The sequence below is a fragment of the Ideonella lacteola genome, from assembly GCF_038066555.1.
GTDB classification, from domain to species: domain Bacteria; phylum Pseudomonadota; class Gammaproteobacteria; order Burkholderiales; family Burkholderiaceae_C; genus Ideonella; species Ideonella lacteola.
This window is the reverse complement of sequence record NZ_JBBUTG010000012.1, coordinates 1-26,999: the sequence shown is the minus strand read 5'-3', so window position 1 is coordinate 26,999 and position 26,999 is coordinate 1. Positions and strand designations below refer to the sequence as shown.

The following is a 26,999-nucleotide window of genomic DNA, read 5'->3' as shown; positions in this document are numbered from 1 at the left end:
TCACTTGCCCGAGAGCAGGTCGATCGTGAGCGTGCGGGCGATGCAGACCGCGTTCGGCTGGTAGGCGTTCTCCGGCGGCGTGAACATCGGGAAGAAATAGGCAGCGACGCCGTCGACGCAGGGTTTGCCGCCGGGCGAGGAGCCCACAGCGCAAGTCCCGTGCGGGTTGCCACATTGGCTGGGGTACATCTCGGGCCCGTATTGATCGGTCTTCGGACCCCGGCAGGTGTAGGTGGGCATGGCCGGTGTGCCCTGGCACGCCAGCGTCACCGGCAGGTTGTACGAGGCACCGCCCTGCCCGGCACACTCGTTGCGCCGCCAGGCCTCGTCGGTGCAGGTGGACGGGATCACGCTGACGTCGTACCACACGCAAGAGCCGCCACCGAAACACCCCGGCGCACTGGCGGGCTCGAAGTTCGTTTCGATCATCGTCAGGTGGTTGGCCTGAGACTCCCAGCAATTCGATGGCGGCGACTTGGGCGCCGCACAGAAGCGCGACGAGCCGTTGGTGCTCGCCACCGTGGCCGAACAACTTTGGCCGGCCTTCACCATCGCATACGCGGCCTTCGACGTGGCGCCCGTCTTCTGGCAGCCAGCACCCCAGGTGATGCTGCCCGCCCCTTGCACGTTACTGAAACTCACATAGACCGCGGCCCCGCGGTGATTGGTGATCTTCACCGGAGTCGGATCAGCCATGGCCGGCGTCATCGCCGTGACCGCCACCGCGGCCAGCGCTGCCTTGACGGCATAGACCAGAGACATGCGTTGCATACGGAAACCTCCCTGCCCCATGGGCATTTCGCTTGGTGCTTCCCACCCTAGAGCCTGGCTGGCTGACGCGCAAGCATGAACACCCTCACCCGCGCCTCGGCACCGTGCAAGGGACGCCCCTCCTCCGGGCCGCCACGTTGAAGACGGCTGGGTCGCGCCCGTTGCCACCATTGACCCTGACCACGCCGCGGATTCAGAAGCACCCAAGCTAATTCGTTAGGTACGCAACTCGCCGCCCCTGCCCCGGTCATCTCCCCAGGGCTGTCCAGCGCTCATCTGCAAATTTATCCCAACTTTTGCGCAAATAATTGCATACTTGGGTCATGACCCCGCCGCTGAACTTTCTCGAAGACCTGAGGCCGGCCTTTGTGGCGCACTTCGCCGAGCGCCTGGCCGATGCCATTTGCAAGGAAACCCAGGCCTTCGCCGATTCGATCGGCCTGGTGGCACCGGTTCGAACGCACTCGGCGCTGATGTTTCTTCTGCTTCGGGGCCCGGCCAGCCTGGTCGAGATCGCTCATTCGGACGGGCAGTCACACCAGTTGGTGGCGTCGCGATTGGCGCCCCTGGAGCAACTGGGACTGATCGAACGCTTTCAGGACGAGGCCGATCGCCGACGTCGCCCCTACCGGCTGACGCCTCGCGGGCGTGCCGAGGCCAAGCGGGTGCAGGCCGCACTCAAGGCGCACGCCGACGTGCAACGCCAGCTGGCGGCGGAATCCGGCGTCGATCTCATGGCCACGCTGCAAGCAGCCGAGGCGCACGTCCGCCGTATTCAGCTGTCTGAGCGGATCGCCGCTCAGCATCAACCTTCCAAGACGGGAACCGCAGCATGAAAGCAAGCGTTGGCGCAGCTCTGGCGCTCACCCTGATGTTGGGGGCCTGGCCCGGCCTGCGCGCGACAGCCGCCCCGGGCGGGCCTGATGTCGCGGCTTGCGCCACGGGCCTGTACCGCTTGGCCGACGGCGGCAGTGTCGATCTGGCGCCCGCCGCGCCCGCTGGCAGCCTGCGGTGGCGGCGCCTGGACGGCACCACCGGCTTGCTGTCGCCCGCCGAGGGCCCGCGCTGGCGCAGCACGCTCGGCTGGACGGGGCGCGACGACGGCGTCGACGTCGACATGAGCGAGTGCGCAGCGGGCCGCATCCGCTTCGGCGGGCAACCGGGCCGCCGGGTCGCCTTCGACACCCAGGACGCTACCTTTGGGGCCGCCGACGGCGCGTTGCTGGCGGGCCGGTTGGTGATGCCGACCGGGCCCGACCGGGCGCCGATCGTCGTCCTGATCCACGGTTCTGAAGACACGTCGGCCCTCGAACGATTCTCGCTGCAGCGCCTGCTGCCCGCGATGGGAGTCGGCGTGTTCGTGTACGACAAGCGAGGCACCGGCCGATCGACCGGCACCTTCACCCATGACTTGCACCAACTGGCCCGGGACGCTGCCTCGGCGATCAACCAGGCGCGCCGAATGGCAGGCCCTCGCGCCACTCGGGTCGGCGTATACGGCACCAGCCAGGGCGGCTGGACGGCGCCTCTTGCGGCCCGCATCGCGCCGGTCGACTTTCTGATGGTGGGTTACGGTCTCGCGGTATCACCGTTCGATGAAGACCGCGAGGCCATCGCGCTGGACATGTCGCGCCACGGATTCAGCGGTGAAGACGCCGCCAAGGCACAAGAGGTCGGCGTGGCCGCCCGGGCCATCCTGCTGAGCCGATTCGATTCCGGCTACGACGGGCTGCGCGCGGTGCTGGCCAAGTACGGCCGCGAGCCCTGGCTGCCCCATGTGCGGGGCAACGTCACCCACCTGATGATCAACACGCCGGAGGCCTTCTTGCGCGCCGAGGGCCCTCGCCTGTTCCATGGGGTGATTCCGGACCACGACCCCATGCCGGCGCTTCAGGCGGTACCAGCGCGGCAGCTGTGGGTCCTCGGCGCCGAGGACATCGATGCCCCCTATGCAGAGACCTATCGCCGATTGAAGGCCCTCCGCGCGGCGGGGCGGCCCGTCTCGGTCGTCGTCTATCGAAACGTCGAGCACGGGCTGTACGAGTTCGAGACAGCGTCCAGCGGCGAGCGACTGTCGACCCGGCAACCCGCTTCGCTGCTCGGCCTGCTGGCGGGGTTCGCGCGCGACGGCACCGTCCCGAGCACCATCGCAGAGGCGGACGTCACGCGCTAGCCCGGATGGGCCGTGGCGCCCGTCCCGAAAGGGCCGTGCCTATGCGCGGCGCTCGCCCGCGTCCAGCACCTCCAGCAAGCTGGCCAGTCTGGCCGTGAGGCCCGGCGAAGCCGCGGTCATCGGTGCGCGCAACTCGTTCGACAACCCCAGCCGCAGCGCCAGAGCGGCCTTCACCGGGCCGGGGTTGGGCTCGGCAAACAAGGCCCGAGTCAGCGGCCACAGGGCCCGCCACGCCGGGCGCGCCGCCAGCAGGTCGCCCGCCTGGAGCTGGCGATGCAGTCGTGCGAACGCAGCCGGATGCAGGTGGGCCGAGGCGGCGATCGCCCCCACGGCCCCCTGACACAGGCTGGTGAAGATGCGCGCATCGTCGCCGCAGAGCAGTTGGAGCCGGCCGTCGTCGATCACCGCCTGGGTGTGGTCAGGGTCGCCCGCACAATCCTTCACCGCCTGAATGCGGGGGTGTCGTGCCAGCGTCAGCATCGTGTCGGTGTCGATACGCACGCCGGTGCGACCGGGAATGTCGTAAAGCACCACGGGCACGGGCGAGGCATCGGCCACCGTGTTGAAGAAGTCGATCAAGCCCGCCTGCGAGGGCTTCACGTAGTAAGGCGAAGGCACCAGCACCCCCGCCAGCGGCAGGCCGGCGAGCTCGCGCAAGCGGCGGGCCACGCCACCGGGCGTGACGCCCGACACCCCGACGATCACCTTCAGGTCGCCACGCACCGACATCACGGTGTCCAGCACCGCGCGCTGCTCAGCTTCGTCCAACGCGGCCGCTTCGCCGGTGCTGCCACACACCACCAGGCCGGCCAGACCTTGGTGGTCCAGGTGGCGAACCAAGCGCTTCAGGCCTTCGTGGTCCACCGCCCCCTCGCGAAACGGGGTGACGAGCGGCACCCAAATGCCCCCGAAGGGCGTGGTGGTGCCAGCAGGGCCGGCGGCGGCGTGGGATTCGGCAAGGGTCTGCATGGGTGACTCCGGATCGACCGATCGAGAAACCGTCGGCGGGCAGAGCGGGGGTGGCGCAGCCGCGCGAGGCGGCCTGGTGGCGTTCCGTCGCTCATCCGACGACGGAACGCGAGCTCCGGTCAGATGAGCTCTGGTTTTTTCGATTTGAGCGCAGCCAAGCGGCCACCGACCGTGAGGTCGGCGCCACGAGGGAGGGCTGGGCCTGCGCGCATGGCGGCAGTGTACGGGCAATGCCCAAGGGGCCTCGCCCCGGGCCATGCACCTTCACAGCATTCCCCGGGCCGAGGAATGTCACCAGCCGTACACCGGCAAACGCAAGGGCGCGAAAGCCCAGGCAGCGGTGCCGCCGCACCGCCCCGTGATCGTGGCTTTCGAGCCATCGCCAAGGGCGCGGAGAACCGACCTGGCCCTCCAACATCTGGTCACCATTCGTCGCCACGCCGCATCAAGAATGACATCGGCCGCGGGCTTCGTGGCCCCAAGGCCTACCGCCAAGCCCACCGCGGGCGCGCCGCGCCAAGACGCGGCGTTTCATACGACCATTGAGGAGAGAGTCATGAGCAACACCCCGCTGCGAACAACGCCGCGACGTCACCCGCGTGCCGCATGGCACGCCATCGCCTTTGCCGCCGCCTGGGCCTGCGCCGGCGAGCTGCAGGCCGCCATCACGGTGGAGGCCGAGAACTACGCCTACATGAGCGGCGTCACCGTCGAAGCCACCCAGGACAAGGGCGGCGGCAAGGATGTGACCGGCACGGACGCCGGCGACTGGCTGAGCTATGCGGCCGTGAACCTGCCCTGCTCCGGCACCTACGCCTTCAAGGCGCGGGTGGCCAGCAAGAGCAGCGGCGGCACCTTCAATTTCGAGAAGGCCGGCGGCGGCACCACCTATGCACAGGTGAAAGTGCCCAAGACCGGCGGCAAGCAGACCTGGAAGACCATCTCCCAGGAGGTCACGCTGCCCGGCGGCGACCAGGCCTTCGGCATCGCCATCACCCAGGGTGGCTGGAACCTGAACTGGTTCAAGCTGGTGCCCAAGTGCAGCGGCGGTGGCGAGACCGCCCAGCAAGCCGCCAAGAACATGCACAAGGGCTTCAACCTGGGCAACATGTACGACCTCACCGGCAACCCGCCCACCTTCGTGGCGGCCAAGGCGAAGATCGATGCCTACTATGCCCAGGGCTACCGCAATGTCCGCATCCCCATCACCTGGACGGAAGAAGCGCACGGCTCGATGCTGGTGAACAACCCGCTGGTCGGCGATGTGAACCGCAGCCACCCGCGCCTGGCCGAAATCAAGCAGACGGTCGACTACGCCTTGTCGTTGCCCGGCCTGTACGTGGTGATCAATGCCCACCACGAATCGGCGCTGAAGGACAACAACCGCTCCTGGGTGCTCGAACGACTGTGGGCCGACATTGCCGACATCTTCAAGGACCGCGACCACCGCCTGATTTACGAGATCCTGAACGAGCCGCACCTGAGCGACGGCAGCGCCATGTCACCGGCGAACCTGCGCAACATGACATCGCTGGCCTACGCCAAGATCCGCGCTGTCGACCCGCAGCGCATCATCGCCATCGGCGGCAACCAGTGGTTCGGCGCGGGCGAGATGGCCCAGACCTGGCCTGACTTGAACGGCGTGGGCAATGGCAACGACGCCTACCTGATGGCCGAGTTCCACCACTACAACCCCTGGTCATTCAACGGCGACCACCAAGGCGACTACGCCGACAACTGGACCGAGGCCGACCTCTACAGCCCGATGGACACGATGCTGGCCTGGGCCAACTCGGTGGGCCGCGGCATGCCGGTGTACATCGGCGAGTGGGGCACGGGCTGGGGCAGCCGCTACCAGGTCATGCAGTGCAACAACATCCGCCTGTGGTACCAGAAGATGGATGCCCAGTACGCCGGCCCCAAGGGCATGCCCACCTCGGTGTGGGACGACGGCGGCTGGTTCAAGATCTTCGATCACGGATCGAACAGCTTCGCCAACAACCTGTACCAGTGCATCGGCGGCAACTGCGCCTGGGACGGCGGCGACCGCTTCAACAGCGCCTGCTACTGAACCCCGCCCGCTGAACCAGCGACTTTGAACTTCCGGCCGGCCCGCATCGACGCGGGCCGGCTGTTTACCTTCAGGGCGCCCGCCGCTCTCGCACGCCTCGTTCAGTCGCAGAAGTCCGTTTGAGGCTTGAGACTTCCCGTCGCACGATCAAAGGCCGCGCTTCGCCTGCGCCGCTGATTTCTCCCGCCCGTCACCGCAGGTGTGGGCCCCTGTCGGCGATCCGCCTCATGTGCGCCACTGCCCAGGTGCCCAGCGCCGGCAGGATGTGATACTGCCGCTTCAGATCGCACCCCGTTTGATTCGACGAGACGCCAGCGCGGGTGTCTGGCGCGAGTCGCGTGCTGGCGGTCAGAAAGTTTGGCGTCACGAGGAGACAGCCCGCCGATCACCTCACGCGCCGATCGACCTTGGCCAGAACCTGGAAGCGGCAGAGCCAGGGGCCCTCTTTTCGAAGGCCCGTGGGAGCAAGCGTTGATACCTCGATCGTGAGTACTTTCATTCAACGACGCCCCCAAGTCGGCCGGTGCCTGGCCTTTTTTGCGGCTTACGTCGCCAGTTGCGCCGTGGCCTGGTGGCTGGCCATTGTCCCGGGTACCGGCATCTCGCTGTGGATTCCTGGCGGCCTGTACCTCGCCGTGCTGCTGAAGGCGCGCACCGTGCATTGGCCGGTTTACATGCTGGCCGCCGCGGGGGCGGAACTCCTGGCCAACCACCTGTGGTTCCGCAATCCCATCGGCGTGGCCTTGGCGCTGCACGCCGGGAATGCTGCGGCGGCGGGGCTGGGCGCCGTCATGATCCGGCGCTGGGCGACCCGGGCCAGCTTCCGACTGGACGGCTTGCGCGATGTGCTCGTGCTTCTGTTCGTTGGCGCCGCCATCGCACCGATCGCATCGGCCGTGATCGGTGCGGCCACCCTGCACTACGCCCAAGGCCAGCCCTTGGGGCGGGCCTTTCTGCTGTGGTGGTCTGGCGATGCCACCGGGGCGATGATCGGCGCCCCGTTGGTGCTCATCGCCGGACAGGCCCTTCGACATCCGCGATGGCCTCCCCGCTCGCGCTGGGGTGAGGTGGCCGCGCTGGCCTGCGCTCTGCTCCTGGTGGCGACCCTCGCGCTGAGCGGGCGACTTCCATTGGCCTACGTGGTGACGCCCGTCCTGCTGTGGGCCTCCATGAGCTTCCAGTTTGCGGGGGCCGCCGTCTCGATCCTCACGCTGACGCTGATGTCCACGTACTTCACCGTGGCGGGCCTGAGCCCCTTCTCAGCTCAAGCATCGACCGAGGCCTGGCAAGCCGTGATGCTGCAGCTGTTCCTCGCGGTGTCGTCGGCCCTGACCTTGTCTGTCGCGGCACTGTCGCGTCAGCACAGCCAGGCGCTTGCCCGCCTGCGGGTGGCCAATGCGAACCTGGAAGCACGTGTGCGACGCCGAACCGAACAGCTGGAAGAGGCGGCGCGGCACAAAGATGTGTTCCTCGCGCTGGTAGCGCACGAGCTCCGCTCGCCCCTTTCCGCCATCACCATGGCCACTCACCTGATGGGCAGAACGGATGTGTGCCACGAACACGTCCGCAAAGCCGTGGAGGTGATCCACCGACAGTCTGGCCTCCTGTCCAGGCTGGTCGACGACCTGATGGACGCAGCCCAGATCGCCGAAGGCAAGCTGGCGCTTCAGATCGAAGACGTCGACCTGGCGGAGGTGGTCGAGTTGGCGATCGAGTCGAGCCGTTCCGCCATGGAGGGCCGGCAGCACGCGCTCGCCGTGGTTCTGCCTGCGCAGCCGTTCCACGTGCGCGCCGACCGGGGCCGCCTGGTCCAGTGCGTCGGCAACCTGTTGAGCAACGCGGCCAAGTACACGTCGGCGGGTGGGCGCATCGAGTTGGCGGTACGCGAGACGCGCGACTTGTCGGACATCAGCGGCGTGGTCATCGAGGTGAGCGACAACGGCATCGGGATGACGCCCGAAGCCTGCGGCCTGGTCTTCGACCTGTTCTACCAAGTCCGGTCGCCCGACGGCTCAACGGGCGGGCCCGACCATCAGCGCGGCCTGGGCCTCGGCTTGTCGCTGGTCAAGCGCCTCGTGGCGCTGCACGGGGGCACCGTGGGCGTACGCAGTGCGGGGCCGGGGCAAGGCAGTTCGTTCTGGATTCAACTGCCGGGGCCCGTTACGTCCGCCGCGGCGTAGCGGATCGGGTTCGGCGTCCGCAGCTCGCGCCTGCCAAATGGATGCCCTCAGCCGATCTGGGAGCCGCGCCCGCGCTGCGCCCAGTCGGCCAGCGCACGTTGAACGAAGCTGCTCTTGTCGAGCGAATAGCGTTCGACCGATCGCAGCGAATCGCCCGCGTGGCGAGCCGCCAGTTGGCGCTTCAAGGCTTCGTATTCCGCCGCGTGGCCGGGGTCCGCGCGCAACCAGTCCCGAAAGGCCAGGTGTGAGGCTTCCTGAGCCTCGCCGGCCACGCACAGATGCACGTGATGGCTGCTGGGCCAGTCGCCCGGCTTGGCAAACCATGGGTAGACCCGATCGAAATCACCCAGGCTGATGAACCGGTAGCCCAGGGTGGCCAATGCGGCGATGTAGGGTTCTTCGGGTTGCAGGGCCACCACCGACACTTGAATGTCGATCACCGGCTTGGCGGCCAGGCCGGGCACCGCTGTGGAGCCGACATGCTCGATGCGCACGACACGATCGCCCAGCGCACCGCGAATGGCCAAGGCTTCGGCCTCGAACTCGACCGCCCACTGCGGGCTGTAGGCCACGATCTCGATCAAGGGGCACCCTTTCTCATCGCACTCGGTTGAACATGTGGCGTGGCGGGCCGCCAGACAGCCTGCCGAATCAGTACTCGCGCTGCACCTGATGCGAAAAGCCCAGCGTGTTCGCGGCCAACGACACCTGAAGAAAGGTCGGCCGCAGGTTCATGGCACCCAGGCTGCCCAGAGCCAACCAGCGAAACTCCAGGCCGAGGTGGCCTTCCACGCCGCCGTGAGAACGCGTCTTGTCGAGGTAGCGTGACGCGGCCGGGAGCGCGGCCCGAAAGTAAAAGCCAATCTCGTGGAAGCGCTCGCCGCCCAGGTCGAAGAAGTTCTCGGCCACGTGCCACAGCGGGCCGCAGGCCACGTCCTCGCCCAACTCTTCCTTCATCTCGCGCACCACCGTGGAGGCGGCGTCCTCGCCGACCTCGACGCGACCGCCTGGCAACGCCCAGTACTCGTCGCCGGGTGCGCGGTGCACCAACAGGTGGTCGTCGTGGATCACGATCGCCGCAGCGCGCACCTGAAAACGCTGGCCGCGCAAAGGAACAGAAATCATGGACATGGGCAGAGTCGGTCAATCGTTTGCGGTCGCGGCGGCCGCCCGGGCCCTCAGCGGCCCCGGCGCAACGGCTGGCCGTGGGCGGAGCCCTGGGGTCAAGCCCCGGCGCCGTGGGCCTTGGCGGGCACGGGCACCACGCAATCAAAACCCAGCACGCGGCCGCGACCGGCATCCCAGGCATGCAGGGCTTTCTTCGCGGCGGCCACGTCGGCCGGCGCGATGCCCAAGCGGTAGCGCCCGTCGGGCTCAGCCACCAGGCGCCGGTCGTGGACGTCGTGCGGCGTCCCTTCGCTGCACTGCTTGCACAGCGTTCGCACGTTGGTCGTCCAGTCTTCCGCGGCAGCGCCAGCGGCATCCAGCGCGTCGCACAGCGCTTTCACATCGGCCACACCATCGGCAGACACTTCTGCCAGCCAGGTGGCGTACGGCCCGGCCTCGAACAGGGCCAGCACGTTGAACACCGGGTAGCTCTTGCCGCCCGATACCCGGTGGCCCACGGCGGCGCCGTCGTGCAACACCACATCGCCCCGGCGAAAGCCCGATTCCGGCAAGGGCACGTTCTCGATGCGGGCGCGCACGGGGTCGATGCGGCGGGCCCAGACCACCTCGCCCCGGTCGTCCGGGTCGAGCCGCACCGGGGTGATGCCAAAGTCGTCTTCGATGGGTGCCTCACCCTTGCGGATCGCCAGGCCCAGGCGGTTCCACACCTCGCGCGCGGTGCGCCAATCGCGCAGCGCCGTGGCAGCGATCGCCAGATTCCAGTTCGAGGCCTCGTCGTTCGGGTCGAGGGCGACGGCCTGCCGGTTGTGGTCGAACGATTCTTGCCAACGCCCTTGGTACTTGTAGATCAAGCCCATGTTGTAGTGCGTATCGGCCCGGCGTGGGTCGATCTCCAGCGCCTGGCGGTACATCGCCAGCGCTTGCGCATCATCGTCGAGCTCACCGGCTCGCTCATGCAACGTATCGGCCCTGCGCCGATCTGCCTTGTTCATGCCCCGCCCGCCCCTTGGTTATGGGCGCCGATTGTGATGCCAGTTCAAAGCGGTGCGCCAGTGATGGAATGTTCAAACCCGAGCCCGTGTCGGCCCCGCGCGGGGCCGGCAACCGCCGACCCGGCTTCCCACCCACCGCGTAAAGGCAGCGCAGGTTCGCGCCGATGGAGCCGGTTCAGCGGGCCATTTCGCCGATGGCCGCATCTTCTTAGCGCAGAACCACCGAATGGCCGAATCGCGCCGAAGCGCCACCGCCGGCCAACCCGCGGCCCACGCAGGGTAAACGCGTAGGCCACGCGCCGGCACTTTCGCATCGGCGAGGAACGATTTATGCTGCCCTGCGCTATCGCTCCACCCCGGGAGATCCCATGGCAGCACGGTCCATCGCATCGTTGACCCTCAGTTTCGGGCTGGTCAACGTGCCAGTGAAGCTCTACTCGGCCACCGAGTCGTCGAGCTCGGTGAGCTTCAAGATGCTCGCCAAGGATGGCTCTCGGGTGAAGCAGCAATACGTCTCGGAATCGACCGGCAAGGTGGTCGAACGCTCGGAGATGGTCAAGGGCTACGAGTTCGAGAAAGACCGGTTCGTGCTCTTTGCGGCCGAAGAGCTCAAGGCCTTGGACGAAGCCGCCAGCCACGTGATCGACATCGTGGCCTTCGTGCCCGAGAAGTCGGTCGATCCCATCTACTACGACCGGGCCTACTTCCTGGCGCCGGACAAGCGCGGCGGCAAGCCCTATGCGCTGCTCGCCGCCGCCATGCGCGAAAGCGGCCGCTGTGCGCTGGCCCGCTGGACCAGCAAGGGCAAGCAGTACGTGGTCCAGGTACGTGCGGTCGAGGACGGGCTGGTGCTTCAACAGCTGCTCTACGCCGACGAGGTTCGGTCGCTGAAGGATCTGGGCATCGAACCGGCCGAGGTGTCCTCGGGCGAACTGAAGCTTGCCCTGCAACTGATCGACCAGATTTCGAAGGACGCGTACGACCCGACGGAGTTCGTCGACGAAGAGAAGCAGCGCATCCTCGCCGCCATCGACGCGAAGATCGCCGGCAAGGAAGTCGTCGCGTCGGCCCACAGCGAAGAACCCTCCAGCGGCCAGGTCATCGACCTGATGGAGGCCCTCCGGGCCAGCATCGGTGCTCGTGGCGGGGCACGCGGGCAGGCGGCGGCCCCGGCGAAGGCCGCCAAGCCCCAGAAGTCGGCTGCTGCCGAGTCCATCCCGGCCGGCGCGTTGAAAGAACGCAAGCCGGCCAAACGCGCGCCTCGGGTGGAAGAACCCGCGGTGGCGCTCGTTTCCGGCGGCCGCGGCAGAGCACGCAAGTAAGCTGCGGGCCGTGGGGGCTGATGCGGCCCCCCGGATCGGTCCCGTCCTGCCTCCACGCCGTGAGCGCCCCCCACCCTGTTACTGCCACGCCCTACACGCTGCGCCAGATCGAAGAGATGCTGGGCCTGGGGCGCCGTGCGGTGATGGCGCTGGTGGCCGCGGGCTTCGTCACCCCCTCCCGCGGGCCTCGACAAGAGTGGCGCTTCTCGTTCCAGGACGTGGTGCTGCTGAGAACGGCCCACCACCTGCGCGCCGCGAAGATCCCACCCAAGCGGCTGCTGCGTTCGCTGAAGCTGCTGCGCGAGCGCCTGCCGGCCGAGCTGCCGCTGAGCGGCCTTCGCATCAAGGCGATCGGCAATGAGGTCGCCGTAAAAGAAGGCGATGCCCATTGGGGTGCCGAGTCCGGCCAACTGCTGATGGATTTCGAGATTGCGCCGTCTCGCGGCACCGTGGCGGTTCTGTCGCGAGAGCCTGCCCCCGCGGGCGCGAACACGCCGGCACCCAGCGCCGCTCAGGCATCGGAATTGCCCGAACCCAGCGTGAAAGACTGGTACCGCCAGGCCGAGATGCTGGAAGCCACCGATCCCCGTGCGGCCGAGGCCGCCTACCGCCGTGCCTTGGCGCTGGCGCCCGATCACGTCTACGCGGCCGTCAACCTGGGCGCGATGTTGTGCGACGCCGGGCGCTGCACCGAGGCGATCGAGGTGCTGGAGCGGGCCATCCGCCATCAACCCGACGAGCCGCTGCTGCACTTCAACGCGGCGATTGCGCTGGAAGACCTGAACCGGCCTGGCGAAGCGCTGGCGCGCTACGAGCGCAGCCTCGAACTCGCACCCGACCTGTTCGATGCCCACCACAATGCGGCGAAGCTGTGCGAGCAGCTGGGTGATCGCCAGGGCGCGCTGCGCCACTACAGCGCCTATCGGCGGCTGCAGCTGGCGCAAGAGCCCGCCGTCACCCCCACGCCTGCGGAGCCGTGACCAAGGCCGCCGCCCCCGGCCAGCCTGCCCGTGCCGAGCGACTCTCGGGCTATCAGGCCAAGCGACGGTTTCACCTCACACCCGAGCCACCGGCCGACCAAGCCTCAGTAGCCGACGACGCCACCACCACGCCACCCGGGCCGGGCCTGCGCTACGTCATCCAGAAACACTGGGCCAGCCGCCTGCACTATGACTTTCGCCTGGAGTTCGACGGCGTTCTGCTCAGTTGGGCCGTGCCCCGCGGGCCGAGCTTCGACCCGAAGGACAAGCGCATGGCGGTGCATGTGGAAGACCACCCCATCTCCTACGGCGGCTTCGAGGGCACCATCCCTCCCGGCCAGTACGGCGCCGGTCGGGTGATCGTGTGGGACCGGGGCACCTGGACGCCCGTGGGCGATCCGCGCGCCGGGCTGGCCGCCGGCAAGCTCATCTTCGAGCTGCACGGCGAAAAACTCGCCGGTCGCTGGGAGCTGGTGCGCATCGCCAAGCCCGGCGATCGACAAGACCCGTGGATGCTGTTCAAGAAGCGCGATGCCTGGGCCCGCCCCTCGGCCGAGTACGACGTGATCGCGGCCCTGCCGGACAGTGTCATGACGCACCCGCTCGGGATGGCCGAAGCGCGTGAACCGCGCGAGGGCCCTCCCCCGATGGCCCCCGCGACATCCGGCGGCGATCGGCCGGACGACGCGGCCGCGGTCATCGCCCAGGCCAAGCCCGCGCCGCTGCCCGCCCGGCTCGAGCCCCAACTGGCCACGGCAGCCACCGCGCTGCCGCCCACCCACCGGTGGGCGCTTGAACCCAAATGGGACGGCTACCGCATCCTCGCCCGCATCGACCATGGCCGAGCCCGCCTCTACACCCGCAAGGGCCACGACTGGACGGACAAGATGCGGACGCTGGCCACTGCGGTCGAACAGCTTGGGCTGGATCAGGCCTGGCTGGACGGCGAGATCGTGGTGCTGGGCGCCGATGGCGCGCCCGACTTCAACGCACTGCAAAACGCGATGGACGGCGCGCGAAGCGACGACATCGTCTACTTTCTCTTCGACCTGCCGTTCGCCGACGGGCGAGACCTGCGGCCGCTGCCGTGGTGGGCGCGGCGCGCCCGGCTGCGTGAACTGCTGGGGCCCCAGGCACCGGGCCGGCTGCGCTTCAGCCCCGACTTCGACGTGCCGCCCGCGCAGCTGATGGAGGCCACCCGGGCGATGCGCCTGGAAGGCATCGTGGCCAAGCGGCTCGATGCCCCTTACGTGTCGGCCCGCACCGCGACCTGGCTCAAACTCAAAAGCACGCAGCGGCAGGAATTCGTCGTGTTGGGGTACACCGACCGCGCCAACGCCCCGGCCGAAGTGGGCAGCCTGATGCTGGGCTACCACGATGGGCAGGCGCTGCGCTACGCCGGCAACGTGGGCACCGGCTGGGACCACCGCACCGCCACCGCGCTTTACCGGCGCCTGGCGTCGCTGCAGACGCCCCGGGCGCCCGTCGACCCCGGCAGCATCGAGCCGGGTCGCTGGAGCCGCCGGGTGGCGGGCAGCGAACACTGGGTGAAGCCCCAGATGGTGGTGGAAGTGCAATTCGCCGATTGGACGCCAGACGGCAAGGTTCGCGCCGGCGTGTTCAAGGGCGAGCGCATCGACAAGCCCGCGAGCGAGGTGGTGCGCGAGCCCGACACGGTGGCCGAGCCTTCGGCCACCGCAACGCGCCCGGTCGGCACCTTCGCGGCCGGCACCAGCACGGCCGGCTCCACCTCGCCCACGCCCCACCTGCACGGCATCAAGATCACCCACCCCGAGCGGGTGATCGACCACAGCACCGGCCTGCGCAAGATCGATGTGGTGCGCTACTACGACAGCGTGGCCGACTGGCTGCTGCCGCACCTGAAAGACCGGCCGGTGTCGCTCGTGCGTGCGCCCGAGGGTGTCAACGGGGAACTCTTCTTCCAGAAACACCCCGACAGCAAGATCCCCGGGCTGCGCGCCCTGCCGCCCGATCTGTGGCCGGATCACGGCGCGCTGCTGGCGGTGGACGATGCCCCGTCCTTGGTGGCGGCGGCGCAGATGAACGTCCTGGAGTTTCACACCTGGAACGCCACCACCCGCCACATCGACAAACCCGACCGCGTCGTCTTCGATCTGGACCCGGGCGAAGGCGTCGCCTGGAAAGATGTGCAGGAGGCCGCGGTGCTCGTGCACACGCTGCTCGACACGCTCGGTCTGCAGTGCTGGCTGAAGACCTCGGGCGGCAAGGGGCTGCACGTGGTGGTGCCGATTTCGCCCCGGTGGTCTCATGACAAGGTCAAGGCATTCAGCAAGGCCACCGTCGAGCATCTGGCCCGCACCCTGCCGCAGAAGTTTGTCGCGATCCCCGGGCCGAAACACCGCGTGGGCAAGGTGTTCGTCGACTACCTGCGCAACAACCACGCCGCCACCACCGCCGCCGCCTTCTCGGCCCGATCCCGGCCCGGGCTCGGCGTCTCCATGCCCCTCAGCTGGAGCCAGCTCACCGCCTTGAAAAGCAGTGCGCAGTGGACGATCGCGAACGCCCGCGAGTACCTGAGCTTTCAGCAGGATGACCCTTGGGCAGGGTACTGGGACTGCCGGCAGACGCTCACCCATGCGCGCAAGATGCTGGCAGATTGAACCCGAGCGGAACCCCATCATGAGCCCTCTGCCCACCAGGTTGTCGATAGACGTCGACGCCGAAACCACCGTGTCCGGCCTGTTGCAGTCGCCTGCCGACCCGCTGGCCGTGTACGTGCTCGCGCACGGTGCCGGTGCCGGCATGGACCACCCCTTCATGGCCGCGGTGGCCGAGGGGCTGGCGCAGCGCCGCGTGGCCACGCTGCGCTACCAGTTCCCGTACATGGAACGGGGCTCCAAACGGACCGACTCCCCGGCCGTGGCCCACGCGGCGGTGCGCGCCGCCGTGGCCGAGGCCAAGCGGCAGTTGCCGACACTGCCGCTGGTGGCGGGGGGCAAGTCGTTCGGCGGGCGAATGACCTCACAGGCCCAGGCTGCCGACCCACTGCCGCATGTGCATGGCCTGGTGTTTCTCGGGTTCCCGCTGCACCCGGCGAAGAAGCCGGCGGTCGAACGCGCCGCGCACCTGGCCCAGGTGCATTGCCCGATGCTGTTCCTGCAGGGTACCCGTGACGAGCTGGCCGATTTCGACCTGATCACGACCGTGGTCGAGCAACTGGGCGAGCGTGCCACGCTGGCCCCCCTGCCGGATGCGGACCACAGCTTCCATGTCCTGGCACGCAGCGGCCGGCGCGACGCTGAGGTGCTGGAGGCGCTGCTGGACGTCACCGCCGAGTGGATCGGCCGCTTCGCCTGACGTCCCGCACGAGCGGCGGCCGCGGTGACGGCCGCGGTGAGGCCCCCGGTTGACGGCCCCGATTGACGGCCCCCGCTGACGTCCCAAGTGCCGGCTTGACCCGCATCAAGACCAGCCATCCGCGCCCACCGGAGCGCGCAAAAGTGCATGCCCCGGCGCTCGGCCACTCAACGAACGCGCGCAAATGCCGAAAAGACTTCGATGAAGCGAGTCCTGATCGTCGACGACCAGGCCGACCTGCGTCGGCTGGTTCGTTGGTCCCTTGAAATGCTGGACGTGCCCGCCGAAGCGCACGAGGCCAGCGACGCCACCGTCGCCCTGCAACTCGTCCAGACGCTGAAGCCCGACATCGTGCTGCTGGACGTGATGATGCCCGGCCCCATCGATGGGCTGGAGGTGTGCCGCCAGATCCGCGCCAACAGCATGCTGGCGTCGACCCGGGTGGTGCTGGTGTCGGCCCGCGGCCAGGCCACCGATGTCCGAACCGGCATCGAGGCCGGCGCCCACGCCTACATCGTCAAGCCATTCAGCCCACAGCGCCTGCTCGAAACCGTCGAGCGGCTGCTGTCCCCTCAGACTGCCCCCACGACCGAGACCTCGCCATGACCCAAACCCACCGCCGCCGCCTCTGCCTGCTCGCCTTGGCGGGCTTGGCGAGCTTGACCGGCACGCCCCAGGCCGTCGCCGAGACGGTCTACCAGTTCTCACCGGTCAACCAGTACGGCATCCAGCTCACCGCCGCCTACTGGAACCCGATCATCAACCACGTCAGTGCCAAGAGCGGCGTGAAGCTGCAGCTGAAGATCGGCCGCACCTCGGCGGACACCACGGCCTTCGTGCTGGCACGCGAGGTGGAGTTCGTGTTCAGCAATCACCTGTTCAGCCCGGAGCGTGAAGCGCTGGGCTGGAAGGTGTTCGGCCGCCGCCAGACCCCCCCGGTGCAGGGCCAGATCGTGGTGCCCGCCGATTCGCCCATCGCCGACCTGAGCGGCCTGGCGGGCAAGGAGGTGGTCTATCCCGGCCCCGAGGCCACCATCTCGTACAAGTTCACCTACGGCCAGTTGCTGACGCGCAAGATCGACACCAAGGTGGTCTTCGGCGGCAACACCGACGGTGCACTGGCCCAGATGTTCAGCGGCAAAGCGGCGGCAGCAGGCGTGAACTCGCAGCTGGTCGAAGGCTATGCGCGGCGTGAAGACAAGAAGTACCGTGTGCTGTGGTCGTCGGCGCCGCTGCACGACCTGGCGCTGATGAACTCGTCCAAGGTGCCCGAGGCGGATGTGAAGGCCGTCGCCAAGGCATTTTTCGAGATGCACACCGACCCGGCCGGTCGCGAGATCCTGGAGCAGTCGTCGAAGCTGGTCGGGCTGACGGTTGAAGCCTACTTCGTGCCGTCGGACGGCAGCGAATACGCGCCCTACCGCGACTTCTACCGCACCGCGCCGCCGCAGGTTCGCTGACAGACCCACAAGGAAGCCCGGTTTGGCGCCCATTCGCTGGATTTCGCGCTGCCTGCCGAAGTCGCTGGTCGGCCGCGTCTTCGCGCTGTACACGACCGCCCTGCTGCTGTTCGTGGGCAGCGCGCTGGCGCTGTTCTACCGCTACCAATTCACCCGCGAGCTCGATGCCGCGCTCGACCGGGCCGATGGCCTGGTGAAGGTGATCGCCCCGGCGGTGTCGGACAGCGCGGTGATCGGCGACTACGACACCATCCAGCGAACGCTCGAATCGGCCATCGACCGCTCTGACTTCGCCTACGCCGCCTTCATCGACCTCAAAGGCGGCACGGTCAAGGCGCAGCGCACGTCAGGCCCGGACACCCGGCCGCCCGATTGGCTGGTGGCGGGGGTGTCCGAGCGCCTGTACGACGTGAACCTGCCCATCGTCGCCGGCGGGCGCGACTACGGCGTGCTTCGGCTGAGCTATGCCGCCGAGAACATCGCGGGTGACATGTGGCGGCAGGCCCGGGCCGCGCTGGCCTTGGCGATGGCCGGCTTCATTGCGGGCTTGCTGCTGATCTGGCTGCCGCTCAAGCACTGGCTGGGCGACCTGGGGCGGCTGCAGAGCTTTGGCACCGAGGTGCGATCGGGCACCACACGATCGGACGAGGGTCTGGGTTCAGACGCGCCCATCGAATTCCAACGCACGTTCGAAGTGCTCAGCCGGGTGGCCGCCTCGCTGCAAAGCCAGCGCGAACAGGCTGCCGTGACCTTGGGCGCGATCGCCGACGGCGTGTTCACCCTCGATGCCCACGGCCGCGTGGTGCTGGCCAACCCGGCGGCTTGCGACATCCTGGCCGCACCGGCAGAGGTGCTGCTGGGCCACGCGCTGGACGGGCTGCTGCCAGAGCTGTTCCCAAGCCCGGTCAGCTTCGCGCCCTGGCGCGGCAAGCGTGTCGAGATCACCGCACGCGACAGCACGCACCGCATCCTCGACACCACGCTCTCGCCGATCACCGACGCCGAAGGGCGGCTGTGCGGCCATGTGCTGGCCTGCCGCGATGTCTCCGAACAGCATGCGCTGGACCTGCGGCTGCAGGACGAACTGCGCAGCCGCCGCAGCGCGCTGACCGCCCTTCGCGGCGTGCTGGAGGGCCTGCTCCCGCAGTTCAACAGCCCCCAGCGCGAGGCCTCGGACGACATCGAAGCCATCTCGCGGATGATCTCGCAGCTGGTGCACCGGGTGCAGGAGCACAGCGACCAGCTCAGCGCCATCTTCGCGCTGAGCCCCGATGGGTTCGTGTCATTCGACGAGCGCATGGCGGTGAGCTACGTGAGCCCCGCCTTCACCCGCCTCACCGGCCTGGATGCGAGCGAAGTGCTGGCGCTGTACGAGCATGAATTCGCCCGCTTGCTGAATGCGCGCTGCCTCGGCCGCCGCGCGCAGGTGCTGGACTTCGAGCAACTGCGTGTCGAAGAGAAGGAAGGCGCCCGCCCCGAGCGCCGACGCCGGCTGATCGACATCGAACGCCCCACGCGGCGCACCCTCGAAGTGGCGCTGCGACCGGGCGACGCGGGCAAGATCTCCCAGGTGCTGCATCTGCGCGACGTCACGCTCGAATCCGAGGTCGACCAGATGAAGAGCGAGTTCCTCTCGACCGCCGCCCACGAGCTGCGCACGCCCATGGCGAGCATCTACGGATTCTCCGAGTTGATGATGCACCGTCGCCTGTCGGCCGAGCGCCAGCAGGAGGTCATCTCCACCATCTATCGGCAGACGGGCCTGATGATCTCGATCGTCAACGAGCTGCTGGACCTGGCCCGCATCGAAGCGCGCCGCGGCAAGGACTTCGTCATCGAATCGCTCGACCTGTGCGAGCTGGTGCGCGACGTGGTGCGCGACTTCAAGCCGCCCAACGAGCGCGAAGCGCCCGGCATGCAACTGCCGGCCTCGCCGCTGATGGCCCGGGTCGATCGCAGCAAGTTCAGCCAGGCGCTTGGCAACGTGCTGTCCAACGCCTACAAGTACTCGCCCGAAGGCGGGGCGGTCGACCTGCACGTGGAGGTGGACGAGGTCGCGGGCCGCGCCGGCCTGGTGGTGCGCGACCACGGCATCGGCATGACGCAGGAGCAACTGGCCCGCGTCTGCGAACGCTTCTTCCGCGCCGACACCTCGGGCAACATCCCCGGCACCGGGCTGGGCATGAGCATCGTCAAAGAGATCGTCGAGCTGCTGGGTGGTTCGCTCAGCCTGGCCAGCGAGCCGGGTCGCGGCACTGAAGTGACCTTGTGGCTGCCACTGGCGCCCGCCTCCGCGTCGTCGTCCGACAGCGGTCTGCACGCGGTGTGCTGAGTCGCCCGGCGTCGTGCGACGCCCCAGCGGTGGAAGGGCCTGGCAACGGGCACCGGCTCATCGCGGCTGGAACACCCCATGAAAGCCGAAAGGCACCACCTGTGGGGCCTGGATGGTGGCCAGGCACTCCATGCGGCGGGGGTCGAGCACCGCGATCACGGTCGAGGCATCGCCATCGGCCAGCGTGGGCACCAGCAACACGCCGTCGTCCTCGTCGCTGGCGCCCGGCCGGGGCACGAACAGCGGCTCCAGCTGGATCGCACCCGGGCGCTGCCACTCGAGCCGATCGCCGGTGTGCAGGTCGATCCGCACCGTGCGGTCGAGGAAGTGGTTGCGCTCACCCGCGTCGTAGCCGGCGCCCCAGGCCCACCGCGCCGCGCCCTGCTCGGGTCGTGAAGGGTGGATCTGCGGCAGCTCGAATCCGGTGCCCAGGCGCTCGATCTGCGCGTCGGCGCAGCCGGGTCGCAGCCGGTAGCGCGTCAGCCTCGGAGCGGCACGATGGCGAACACCGGCGCGCAGCCTGTCCAGGGCCAGATCGTCGATGACTCCGGCATCCGGGTAGTCGCACAAGTCCAGCACCAGCTCGCGCCCATCCTCGAAGGCCTGCACGGGGTGGAAGGACATCACCGGCGGCGTCTCCCAGCGTTGCACCGAGCCGTCGGCCAGAGAGATGGCGTGAATGGCCGACGCGCTGCCCGGCTCCCACCGGAAATTGGCGGCGTAGGCCCGGCGCGTGAACAAGAAAGCGAGCGGCTGGGCGCGCCAAGCCGCCTCGACGAACAGCACATGGCTCGCGCTGCGCGCAAACGCGTGCAGATAGCCGGCCCGCGGCACCTGGATGGCGGCGATCGACTCTCGCCGCGTGCCCGAGGCCGCGATGCGGAACAGCCGGTAGGTGCAACGGCGGCCGAATTCGATGCCGATGTTCCAGTAGTCACCACGAGAGTCCGTCATGCCGTGGGCGGCCATCAGTGCCAGGTCGAGGTCATCGTCGTGCGCGAGCTCGCCGATCGTGGCCAGGCTGTCCGGCTCGAAGCTGATGAGGTGCGGGGTCTGCGTGCAGGCGACCCAGCGCTCGCCGATGCGCGACATCGCCACCGACGGGTTGTCGCTGGCGCGGGGACGGAAGAAGTGCGTCAAGCGCGACAGCCAGGGCTCGGTGTCAGCGGTGGCGAACTCTCCCATCACGGGCCGGCCGGCGGCCCGCGCCAGCCGGGCCGACTGGCTGTCGGCCAACCGACTGCGGTAGAGCACATGCCCACCGGCGAACTGCAGCCGATGCCACATCGCCAGGCCGTCGAACCAATGCCGGTAAGCGCCCTCGGGCAGTTCCCACACGGCGGGCCCATTCAGCAGCAGGCGCCCCTGCAGCCAGACCGGCAAGCGACCATGCACCGCGCAGACCGTGTCGCCCATTTCGCGGGCGCCGGTATGGAAGCCCCGCAGGCGGCTGAATGCCGTGCTGTCGATGGCCGGCGCGGAATCAGCGAATCGCGAAGTGCGTTCCAGGACAGCGGACATCCGGGGGCTCCTCGGTGGGCCTGACGACGAACAGCGGCGGCGGCGCGCCACCCGCGGTTGTACGTGGGGCCCGAGAAGCTGCCTGCCCGGATATTCACTGATGGAGCGAGCCGGCGCCCCACGAAGAAGGGGCAGGACAGCGCGCCTTTCAGCCCTGGCTGGCGGCCAGGAAGCGCTGGGCGTCCAGCGCGGCCATGCAGCCGGTGCCGGCCGAGGTGATGGCCTGGCGGTAGACGTGGTCCTGCACGTCGCCGGCGGCGAACACGCCCGGCACGCTGGTCATCGTGGCCAGGCCTTCGTGGCCCCCGGCGGTGAGGAGGTAGCCGTCCTTCATCTCCAGCTGGCCTTTGAAGATGTCGGTGTTGGGCTGGTGGCCGATCGCGATGAAGCATCCCTTCAGTGGCAGCTCGGTGGTGCGACCATCGCTCGTGTCTCTGACGCGCACACCGGTCACGCCGGAAGCGTCGCCGAGCACCTCGTCCAAGGTCTTGAACAGGTGCAGCTCGATCTTGCCGGCCGCCACCTTGTCCATCAGCTTGTCGACCATGATCGGCTCCGCGCGGAACTTGTCGCGCCGGTGAACGAGGTGCACCTTGGCGGCGATGTTCGACAGGTAAAGCGCCTCTTCCACTGCCGTGTTGCCGCCGCCGACCACCGCCACGGTTTCGCCGCGGTAGAAGAAGCCGTCACAGGTGGCGCAGGCGCTGACGCCACGCCCCATGAAGGCCTCCTCCGATGGCAAGCCGAGATAGCGGGCCGAGGCGCCGGTGGCGATGATCAAGGCATCGCAGGTGTAGGCGCCACTGTCGCCTTGCAGGCGGAAGGGGCGCTGCGACAGGTCGACCGCGTTGATGTGGTCGAACACGATCTGGGTGTGGAAGCGTTCGGCGTGCTGCTGGAAGCGCTGCATCAGCTCGGGCCCCTGCACGCCCATCACATCCGCAGGCCAGTTGTCGACTTCGGTGGTGGTCATCAGCTGGCCGCCTTGGGTCAGGCCGGTGACGAGCAGGGGCTGCAGATTGGCGCGTGCCGCGTAGATGGCGGCGGTGTAGCCGGCCGGGCCCGACCCGAGGATCAGGACCGAGGCATGGGTCATCGAAGCACTCATTCGTGGAAATCTCAGAGCTTGGCGTGGTCGAGGCGGCGCATGAAGGCTTCCGCCTTCTCAAAACCGATGGTGCGAGCCGTCGCCACTTCGGCGCCGGCCGCATCGAAGAAGATGACGGCCGGCGGGCCGAACAAGCTGAAGCGCTTCATCAGTGCCTTGGCCTCCGGCGTGTCGGCCGTGACGTCGGCCTGCAGCAGCATCGCGCGCTCCAGGCGCGGTCGAACGGCCGGATCGCGGAAGGTGAGGTGCTCCATTTCCTTGCACGACACGCACCAATCGGCGTAGACATCCATCACCACCGGGCGGCCGGCGGTGCGCAGCGCCTCGTCCAGTTGCGCGACGCTGGTGATGCGCTGGAACGAGGGCCCTTCGGCCGCCGCAGCCTGGGCCACCGGCAAGCCGGCGCCGCCCGCGCGCGCCAGGTGCCGCAGCGGCTGCAGCACACTGTCGCCGCCGGAGAGCGCACCCGCCATCAGCGACACCCCCCACAAGGCGGCCACGCCACCCACCCCACGCCACAGGCGCCAGGTGCCGGCCTCGAACGCGCCCAGCGACAGCACCGCCGCCAGCACACCGGCGCCCAACACGAACATCAGCACCGCGGCCGGCAGCACCGGCGATACGAGCCACAGGGCCACGCCCAGCAGCATCAGGCCGAAGAAGGTCTTGACCTGCTCCATCCAGCGGCCCGCGCGGGGCAGCAGGCTGCCCGCCGACAGGCCAAGGATCAGCAGCGGCACGCTCATGCCCGCCGCCAGGGCGAACAGCGCGGCACCGCCCAGCACCACGTCGCGGGTCTGGCTGATGTAGAGCAGCGCACCGGCCAGCGGCGCGGCCACGCACGGGCCCACCAGCAGCGCCGACAGCCCGCCCATCAAGAACACGGCCAGATGGCGGCCACCCGCGAGCTGGTTCGACGCGTTGTTGACGCGGTTCTGGATCGCGGCGGGCATCTGGAACTCCCACACGCCGAACATCGACAGCGACAGCCCCGCCAGCAGCGCGGCGAACGAGCCGAGCACCCACGGGTTCTGCAAGGTGGCGGCGAGGCCCGAGCCGATCAGGCCGGCCGCGACACCTGCGGCGGTGTAGACCATGGCCATGCCCAGCGAGTAGGCCAGGGCCAGCGTGAAACCACGGCGGCGCGACACCGGGGCCCCCTGGCCAACGATGATCGATGACAGGATCGGCAGCATCGGCAGCACGCACGGCGTGAACGACAGCAGCAGGCCGCCCAACAGGAACATCGGCACGACCTTGAGCAGGCTGCCGGACGACAGCACGCTCGCGTGGTCGTCGGTCGGCAGGGCCGCGTCAGCGGCCGCCGGTGCGGGTGCGGGGCTGGCGGTGGTCGCGGTGGCGGTGGTGGCGGTGGCAGCGGCCGCGCCGGAAGTCGTCGGCGGCGCGGCGCTGAACAGGTCCGCCGCGGGCTCCCACGCCGCCGTCAACACCCCACCGGCGTCGCGGGTCAGCCGCACGGTGCCTTGCTGCGGCGGGTAGCACAGGCCGCGATCGGCACAGCCTTGGTAGCTGACGCCCACAGTGGTCGGCTTCAGATCGGCCGGCAGGGGCTGCCGCACCTCGATCGTGCCCTCCCACAACGTCATCGTCTGGTTGAAGTTGGTGTCAAAGGTCTCGCGACCCGGCGGCAGCGTCGCAGCCGGCAGCGGCTGGCTCGCCTCGGGCCGAAGGCTGAATCGCTCGCGGTACAGGTGATAGCCCGGTGCGATGGCCACGGCGATCTGCAACGCGCCGTCGGCGGCGATGCGAACCTGTGGCCGGAAGGCCTCGGCCGGGTCGAGGAAGGCCTCTTCGGCGGCGTGCGCCGAAGGCAGCCAGGCAGCGGCCGCCAGCACCAAGGCGGCCAGGCGCAGGGCCCAGTGGAGCAGCAATGAGTTCATGGATGGAAGGCGATGTCGCCGGAATCAGGTGAAGAAATGGTGATGTCGTGAGAGGCGATGCCGCCCTGGGCATCGATGGCCATGAAGGCCACGCCCTGGCGTTGCAGGAAGGACAAGGCCTGCTCGCCGAGCAGCATGGCAATGGTGGCCAGCGCACCGGCAGCGGCGCACACGGGCGCGACCACGCTGATGGCCTGCCAGTACGCCACCGGCTGGCCGGTGCGCGGGTCGAGGATGTGGCAGCAGCGCCGGCCCTCGGGCGTGATGAAGAAGCGCTCGTAGTCGCCGCTGGTGGCGAGCGCTCCTTCACGCAGCTCGACGCTGGCACAGGTGGCCTCGGGGTGGCGGGGATGCTGGATGCCGAAGCGCCAGGGCCGCCCGTCCGGCCGAGGCCCGAGCACCCGGATGTCGCCCCCCAGGTTCACGAAGCCGCGCTGCAGACCGTGCTGCAGCAGCACCGCCTGCGCCCGGTCGGCCGCGTATTCCTTGCCGATGCCGCCGAAGTCCAGCTCCATGCCGGGCTCGGGCAGCGTCACCTGGTGATCGTCCCAGGCGACGCGTGTCCAGCCGATGAGCGGCCGGATCGCCGCCAGCTCCTCTTCGCCCGGCACGCGGGCAGCACGGAAGTCCCACGCGCGCCGCAGCACGCCGCTCGTCAGGTCGAACAGGCCGCCGCTTTGCCGATGCAGTTGGTCGGCAAAGGCCAGCAGGCCGGCGGTCTCCGGGTCGATGGCGGTGGCCACGCCGGTGCCGGCGGCCGCGTTGATGCGCGACACGATGCTGTCGGCCTGGTAGCGCGAGTACTTGGCCTCGATGCGCCGCACTTCGGCCACAGCCGCGTCGACGGCAGCCCGAGCCTCCGCCTCCGGGTGGCCCACCACGATTTCGCAGTGGGAGGCCATGGCACCAAAGCGCCAGTGCCAGCCATCGCGGTCGAAGTGGGCCAGGCCGCGCATGGTCAGAAGCTGCGCGCCATGCCGAGCTGCCACCACTGGGCCAAGAACGGCTCCAGGCCCGGCGAGCCATCGCCACCAATGCGCCAGTCGCCGCGCTGCTCGTAGCGTGAGTAGCTCAGGTCCAGCTTCCACTGCGGGGTGAGCTGCCAGTCGACCCGCAGGCCGGCCGTGAGCGCCCCGAAGGCCGACAGGCGCTGGTCTGCCGAGTAGTGCGTCAGGCCACTGAAGCCGGGCGGGAACGGCTCGCCCAGCGTGCCGTCGTAGACCGGATCGAAGTAGAAGCTCGCGGCGCGCTGCGTGGCGTAGCGCAGGCTGGGCGTGAGCGTCCAGCCCGGGGCCACCGGCTGCACCCAGGCGGCATCGAGGGTGTGCGACCGCACGCCCCAGCTGTCGTCGTAGACGCGCCAGCTGCTGCGCAGCGTGGAGCCCCAGCTGTCGAAGTGATGGTTCCAGCGCAGCAGCGCAGTGGTCTGGCGGCGTTTGTCCGGCCGTGAGTCGGGGAACTTGTACGGGTCGGTGTAGTAGCCGCGCCCTTGACTCAGGCCCAGGTTGAACTGCACCAGATCGTTCGCCGTCCAGGCCTGGGTGACCCCGGCGATCATCTGCCAGGTGCGGCGCTGCTTGTCGAGCGTCGGGTCGTTGGACGAGCCGATGTCGTCCACGCCGTACGACAGGCCCAGGTTCCAGGTGCGGTTGTTGTCGTCGCTGGACAGGCGCCATTCGCCCGACACGGTGTTGGAGCGATAGTCGTGCTCGCTGGAGCTCGCCACGCCCACCGACCAGGCCTGCCGCTCGTCGTAGCGGGTGAGCTTGAGGTCGCCGGCGGTGCGCGAATCGTCCATCTTCGAGGCACCCGACACCGCGCTGTGGTAGCGCGGCGAGGCGCCCGAGACGGCGTCGTTGACCACCGAGCCCTCCAGCGACCAGCGGGTGTCGAGGGGCACGAGCGCGTAAATCGACGGCGCATCGACCTTCACCCGGTCGAGCCCGGGCTGCCAGTCGCGGTAGCTCGACAGCTTCAGCGCCACCACACCCTGTTCAGGCGCGTTCTCTGCGTGGGCCACCGGAGCGACGACACCGGGCAACAGCAGCGCCGCAGCCAGCACACCGCCGAGTGCGGAATCAGTTGCAGCCACAGCCACCCCCACCGACTCCGTAGCCACCCGAGGCGTTCTCCTTGCTCGCGTAGGTGTGTTGGTCGAAACGGTCGGCCAGCGGGTCGCCCGCGAACGTCATCTCGGGCTTGGCCAGGGCCCGCTTCTCCCAGGCCTGCGGGGGCTGCAGGGCGCAGCCGCCGAGCGCTGCGCCCGCCACACCGCCCACCACGGCCAGTGCGGCCAGGCGAGCGATGGGGCGCTTGAAGTTGGGGTTCGTCATCAACGCTTGCTCCTCGATCAAGAAACGCCCAGCGCCGCAGCAATGCGGGCTTCGAGCGGGGCGATGTCCTCATCGCGGAACCCGGCGTGGGTGGTGATGACCTTGCCATCAGCGCCTAGCAGCACCGAGCTCGGCATGGCCTTGATGCCGAAGCGGCGCGCCGCCTCGGCGCTGGGGTCGAACGCCAGCGTGAACTGGGCTGGCCATTGGGCCAGGAAGCGCTGGGCGTCAGCCGGTTGGCTGTCCAGGTTCACCGCCACCACCCGCAGGCCTTGCGGGCCGAACTTGGTTTGCATGCGGTTCATCCACGGGAACGACTGGCGGCACGGGCCGCACCACGACGCCCAGAAGTCGATGTAGGTGGCGCGTGCCTTGCCATCGAACAGGGGCACGGCGGGCTGGCCGCTGGCGCCCGGCAC

The 26,999-nt window shown here is 68.8% G+C and carries 23 protein-coding genes; 11 read left to right on the top strand and 12 right to left on the bottom strand.

What is annotated here, in order from left to right:
* Window positions 1–771, bottom strand: coding sequence for a hypothetical protein (locus tag AACH06_RS18175; RefSeq protein ID WP_341427174.1), 771 nt, complete (start codon window positions 769–771; stop codon window positions 1–3).
* Window positions 772–1,094: 323 nt separating this feature from the next.
* Here AACH06_RS18175 and AACH06_RS18170 point away from each other — a divergent pair, with 323 nt between their 5' ends.
* Window positions 1,095–1,607, top strand: a complete 513-nt coding sequence (locus tag AACH06_RS18170) for a MarR family winged helix-turn-helix transcriptional regulator (protein ID WP_341427173.1) — start codon at window positions 1,095–1,097, stop codon at window positions 1,605–1,607.
* The gene (locus AACH06_RS18165) at window positions 1,604–2,944 is read left to right on the top strand and encodes an alpha/beta hydrolase family protein (protein WP_341427172.1); all 1,341 of its coding nucleotides are present in this window, start codon (window positions 1,604–1,606) and stop codon (window positions 2,942–2,944) included. The genes AACH06_RS18170 and AACH06_RS18165 overlap by 4 nt, the downstream gene beginning before the upstream one ends.
* Window positions 2,945–2,983: 39 nt before the next feature.
* Here AACH06_RS18165 and dapA read toward each other — a convergent pair whose 3' ends face one another.
* On the bottom strand, window positions 2,984–3,913 hold the full coding sequence (dapA, locus tag AACH06_RS18160; protein WP_341427171.1) for a 4-hydroxy-tetrahydrodipicolinate synthase: 930 nt from the start codon (window positions 3,911–3,913) through the stop codon (window positions 2,984–2,986).
* 556 nt (window positions 3,914–4,469) lie between these two features.
* Here dapA and AACH06_RS18155 point away from each other — a divergent pair.
* Together AACH06_RS18155 and AACH06_RS18150 are read left to right on the top strand one after the other, a co-directional pair.
* Window positions 4,470–5,984: a cellulase family glycosylhydrolase gene (locus AACH06_RS18155; RefSeq protein ID WP_341427170.1), complete on the top strand. Its 1,515-nt coding sequence runs from the start codon at window positions 4,470–4,472 to the stop codon at window positions 5,982–5,984.
* A gap of 485 nt (window positions 5,985–6,469) precedes the next feature.
* Entirely contained in the window at window positions 6,470–8,164 is a 1,695-nt protein-coding gene (locus tag AACH06_RS18150) for a sensor histidine kinase (RefSeq protein WP_341427169.1), read from the top strand.
* Between the two features lie 47 nt (window positions 8,165–8,211).
* On the opposite strand, the gene AACH06_RS18145 is transcribed toward AACH06_RS18150, so the two are convergent.
* From AACH06_RS18145 to AACH06_RS18135, 3 genes are all read right to left on the bottom strand, one after another.
* Window positions 8,212–8,748: a GrpB family protein gene (locus tag AACH06_RS18145; RefSeq protein WP_341427168.1), complete on the bottom strand. Its 537-nt coding sequence runs from the start codon at window positions 8,746–8,748 to the stop codon at window positions 8,212–8,214.
* A gap of 67 nt (window positions 8,749–8,815) precedes the next feature.
* Window positions 8,816–9,289: an NUDIX hydrolase gene (locus AACH06_RS18140; RefSeq protein ID WP_341427167.1), complete on the bottom strand. Its 474-nt coding sequence runs from the start codon at window positions 9,287–9,289 to the stop codon at window positions 8,816–8,818.
* Between the two features lie 98 nt (window positions 9,290–9,387).
* Window positions 9,388–10,284: a tetratricopeptide repeat protein gene (locus AACH06_RS18135; RefSeq protein WP_341427166.1), complete on the bottom strand. Its 897-nt coding sequence runs from the start codon at window positions 10,282–10,284 to the stop codon at window positions 9,388–9,390.
* 368 nt (window positions 10,285–10,652) lie between these two features.
* Here AACH06_RS18135 and ku point away from each other — a divergent pair, with 368 nt between their 5' ends.
* The 7 genes from ku to AACH06_RS18100 all read left to right on the top strand — a co-directional run bounded on the left by ku (window position 10,653) and on the right by AACH06_RS18100 (window position 19,717).
* A complete protein-coding gene (gene ku / locus AACH06_RS18130; RefSeq protein ID WP_341427165.1) occupies window positions 10,653–11,606 on the top strand; it encodes a non-homologous end joining protein Ku in 954 nt (317 codons plus the stop codon).
* A gap of 59 nt (window positions 11,607–11,665) precedes the next feature.
* Window positions 11,666–12,586: a tetratricopeptide repeat protein gene (locus AACH06_RS18125; protein WP_341427164.1), complete on the top strand. Its 921-nt coding sequence runs from the start codon at window positions 11,666–11,668 to the stop codon at window positions 12,584–12,586.
* Entirely contained in the window at window positions 12,583–15,228 is a 2,646-nt protein-coding gene (ligD, locus tag AACH06_RS18120) for a DNA ligase D (RefSeq protein WP_341427163.1), read from the top strand. The genes AACH06_RS18125 and ligD overlap by 4 nt, the downstream gene beginning before the upstream one ends.
* Before the next feature lie 19 nt (window positions 15,229–15,247).
* On the top strand, window positions 15,248–15,925 hold the full coding sequence (locus tag AACH06_RS18115) for an alpha/beta hydrolase family protein (RefSeq protein WP_341427162.1): 678 nt from the start codon (window positions 15,248–15,250) through the stop codon (window positions 15,923–15,925).
* A gap of 201 nt (window positions 15,926–16,126) precedes the next feature.
* On the top strand, window positions 16,127–16,531 hold the full coding sequence (locus AACH06_RS18110) for a response regulator transcription factor (protein ID WP_341427161.1): 405 nt from the start codon (window positions 16,127–16,129) through the stop codon (window positions 16,529–16,531).
* Window positions 16,528–17,385, top strand: a complete 858-nt coding sequence (locus AACH06_RS18105) for a phosphate/phosphite/phosphonate ABC transporter substrate-binding protein (RefSeq protein WP_341427160.1) — start codon at window positions 16,528–16,530, stop codon at window positions 17,383–17,385. The genes AACH06_RS18110 and AACH06_RS18105 overlap by 4 nt, the downstream gene beginning before the upstream one ends.
* Window positions 17,386–17,407: 22 nt before the next feature.
* Window positions 17,408–19,717 carry a PAS domain-containing sensor histidine kinase gene (locus tag AACH06_RS18100; protein ID WP_341427159.1) on the top strand — a complete coding sequence of 770 codons (2,310 nt, stop codon included), beginning with the start codon at window positions 17,408–17,410 and terminating at the stop codon, window positions 19,715–19,717.
* Window positions 19,718–19,774: 57 nt separating this feature from the next.
* On the opposite strand, the gene AACH06_RS18095 is transcribed toward AACH06_RS18100, so the two are convergent.
* The 7 genes from AACH06_RS18095 to AACH06_RS18065 form a co-directional block, all read right to left on the bottom strand.
* A complete protein-coding gene (locus AACH06_RS18095) occupies window positions 19,775–21,238 on the bottom strand; it encodes a carotenoid oxygenase family protein (RefSeq protein WP_341427158.1) in 1,464 nt (487 codons plus the stop codon).
* 148 nt (window positions 21,239–21,386) lie between these two features.
* The gene (gene trxB / locus AACH06_RS18090; protein WP_341427157.1) at window positions 21,387–22,346 is read right to left on the bottom strand and encodes a thioredoxin-disulfide reductase; all 960 of its coding nucleotides are present in this window, start codon (window positions 22,344–22,346) and stop codon (window positions 21,387–21,389) included.
* An 11-nt stretch (window positions 22,347–22,357) separates the two neighbouring features.
* Window positions 22,358–24,247: a protein-disulfide reductase DsbD gene (gene dsbD / locus AACH06_RS18085; RefSeq protein ID WP_341427156.1), complete on the bottom strand. Its 1,890-nt coding sequence runs from the start codon at window positions 24,245–24,247 to the stop codon at window positions 22,358–22,360.
* Entirely contained in the window at window positions 24,244–25,203 is a 960-nt protein-coding gene (locus AACH06_RS18080; RefSeq protein ID WP_341427155.1) for an FAD:protein FMN transferase, read from the bottom strand. The genes dsbD and AACH06_RS18080 overlap by 4 nt, the downstream gene beginning before the upstream one ends.
* 2 nt (window positions 25,204–25,205) lie before the next feature.
* On the bottom strand, window positions 25,206–26,339 hold the full coding sequence (locus tag AACH06_RS18075; protein WP_341427154.1) for a DUF3570 domain-containing protein: 1,134 nt from the start codon (window positions 26,337–26,339) through the stop codon (window positions 25,206–25,208).
* Window positions 26,326–26,580 (bottom strand): DUF4266 domain-containing protein, encoded by a 255-nt coding sequence (locus AACH06_RS18070; RefSeq protein WP_341427333.1) that lies wholly within the window; start codon window positions 26,578–26,580, stop codon window positions 26,326–26,328. The genes AACH06_RS18075 and AACH06_RS18070 overlap by 14 nt, the downstream gene beginning before the upstream one ends.
* Window positions 26,581–26,597: 17 nt before the next feature.
* Window positions 26,598–26,999, bottom strand: a 402-nt coding sequence (locus tag AACH06_RS18065; protein WP_341427153.1) for a TlpA family protein disulfide reductase, incomplete at its 5' end; no start/stop codon positions are given.

Excerpts from the sequence above, each read along its gene's own strand:
- AACH06_RS18175 (WP_341427174.1), bottom strand. The coding sequence starts at position 771 with ATGCAACGCATGTCTCTGGTCTATGCCGTCAAGGCAGCGCTGGCCGCG.
- AACH06_RS18170 (WP_341427173.1), top strand. The coding sequence starts at position 1,095 with ATGACCCCGCCGCTGAACTTTCTCGAAGACCTGAGGCCGGCCTTTGTG.
- AACH06_RS18165 (WP_341427172.1), top strand. The coding sequence starts at position 1,604 with ATGAAAGCAAGCGTTGGCGCAGCTCTGGCGCTCACCCTGATGTTGGGG.
- dapA (WP_341427171.1), bottom strand. The coding sequence starts at position 3,913 with ATGCAGACCCTTGCCGAATCCCACGCCGCCGCCGGCCCTGCTGGCACC.
- AACH06_RS18155 (WP_341427170.1), top strand. The coding sequence starts at position 4,470 with ATGAGCAACACCCCGCTGCGAACAACGCCGCGACGTCACCCGCGTGCC.
- AACH06_RS18140 (WP_341427167.1), bottom strand. The coding sequence starts at position 9,289 with ATGATTTCTGTTCCTTTGCGCGGCCAGCGTTTTCAGGTGCGCGCTGCG.
- AACH06_RS18135 (WP_341427166.1), bottom strand. The coding sequence starts at position 10,284 with ATGAACAAGGCAGATCGGCGCAGGGCCGATACGTTGCATGAGCGAGCC.
- ku (WP_341427165.1), top strand. The coding sequence starts at position 10,653 with ATGGCAGCACGGTCCATCGCATCGTTGACCCTCAGTTTCGGGCTGGTC.
- AACH06_RS18115 (WP_341427162.1), top strand. The coding sequence starts at position 15,248 with ATGAGCCCTCTGCCCACCAGGTTGTCGATAGACGTCGACGCCGAAACC.
- AACH06_RS18110 (WP_341427161.1), top strand. The coding sequence starts at position 16,127 with ATGAAGCGAGTCCTGATCGTCGACGACCAGGCCGACCTGCGTCGGCTG.
- AACH06_RS18105 (WP_341427160.1), top strand. The coding sequence starts at position 16,528 with ATGACCCAAACCCACCGCCGCCGCCTCTGCCTGCTCGCCTTGGCGGGC.
- AACH06_RS18095 (WP_341427158.1), bottom strand. The coding sequence starts at position 21,238 with ATGTCCGCTGTCCTGGAACGCACTTCGCGATTCGCTGATTCCGCGCCG.
- trxB (WP_341427157.1), bottom strand. The coding sequence starts at position 22,346 with ATGAGTGCTTCGATGACCCATGCCTCGGTCCTGATCCTCGGGTCGGGC.
- dsbD (WP_341427156.1), bottom strand. The coding sequence starts at position 24,247 with ATGAACTCATTGCTGCTCCACTGGGCCCTGCGCCTGGCCGCCTTGGTG.
- AACH06_RS18080 (WP_341427155.1), bottom strand. The coding sequence starts at position 25,203 with ATGCGCGGCCTGGCCCACTTCGACCGCGATGGCTGGCACTGGCGCTTT.
- AACH06_RS18070 (WP_341427333.1), bottom strand. The coding sequence starts at position 26,580 with ATGACGAACCCCAACTTCAAGCGCCCCATCGCTCGCCTGGCCGCACTG.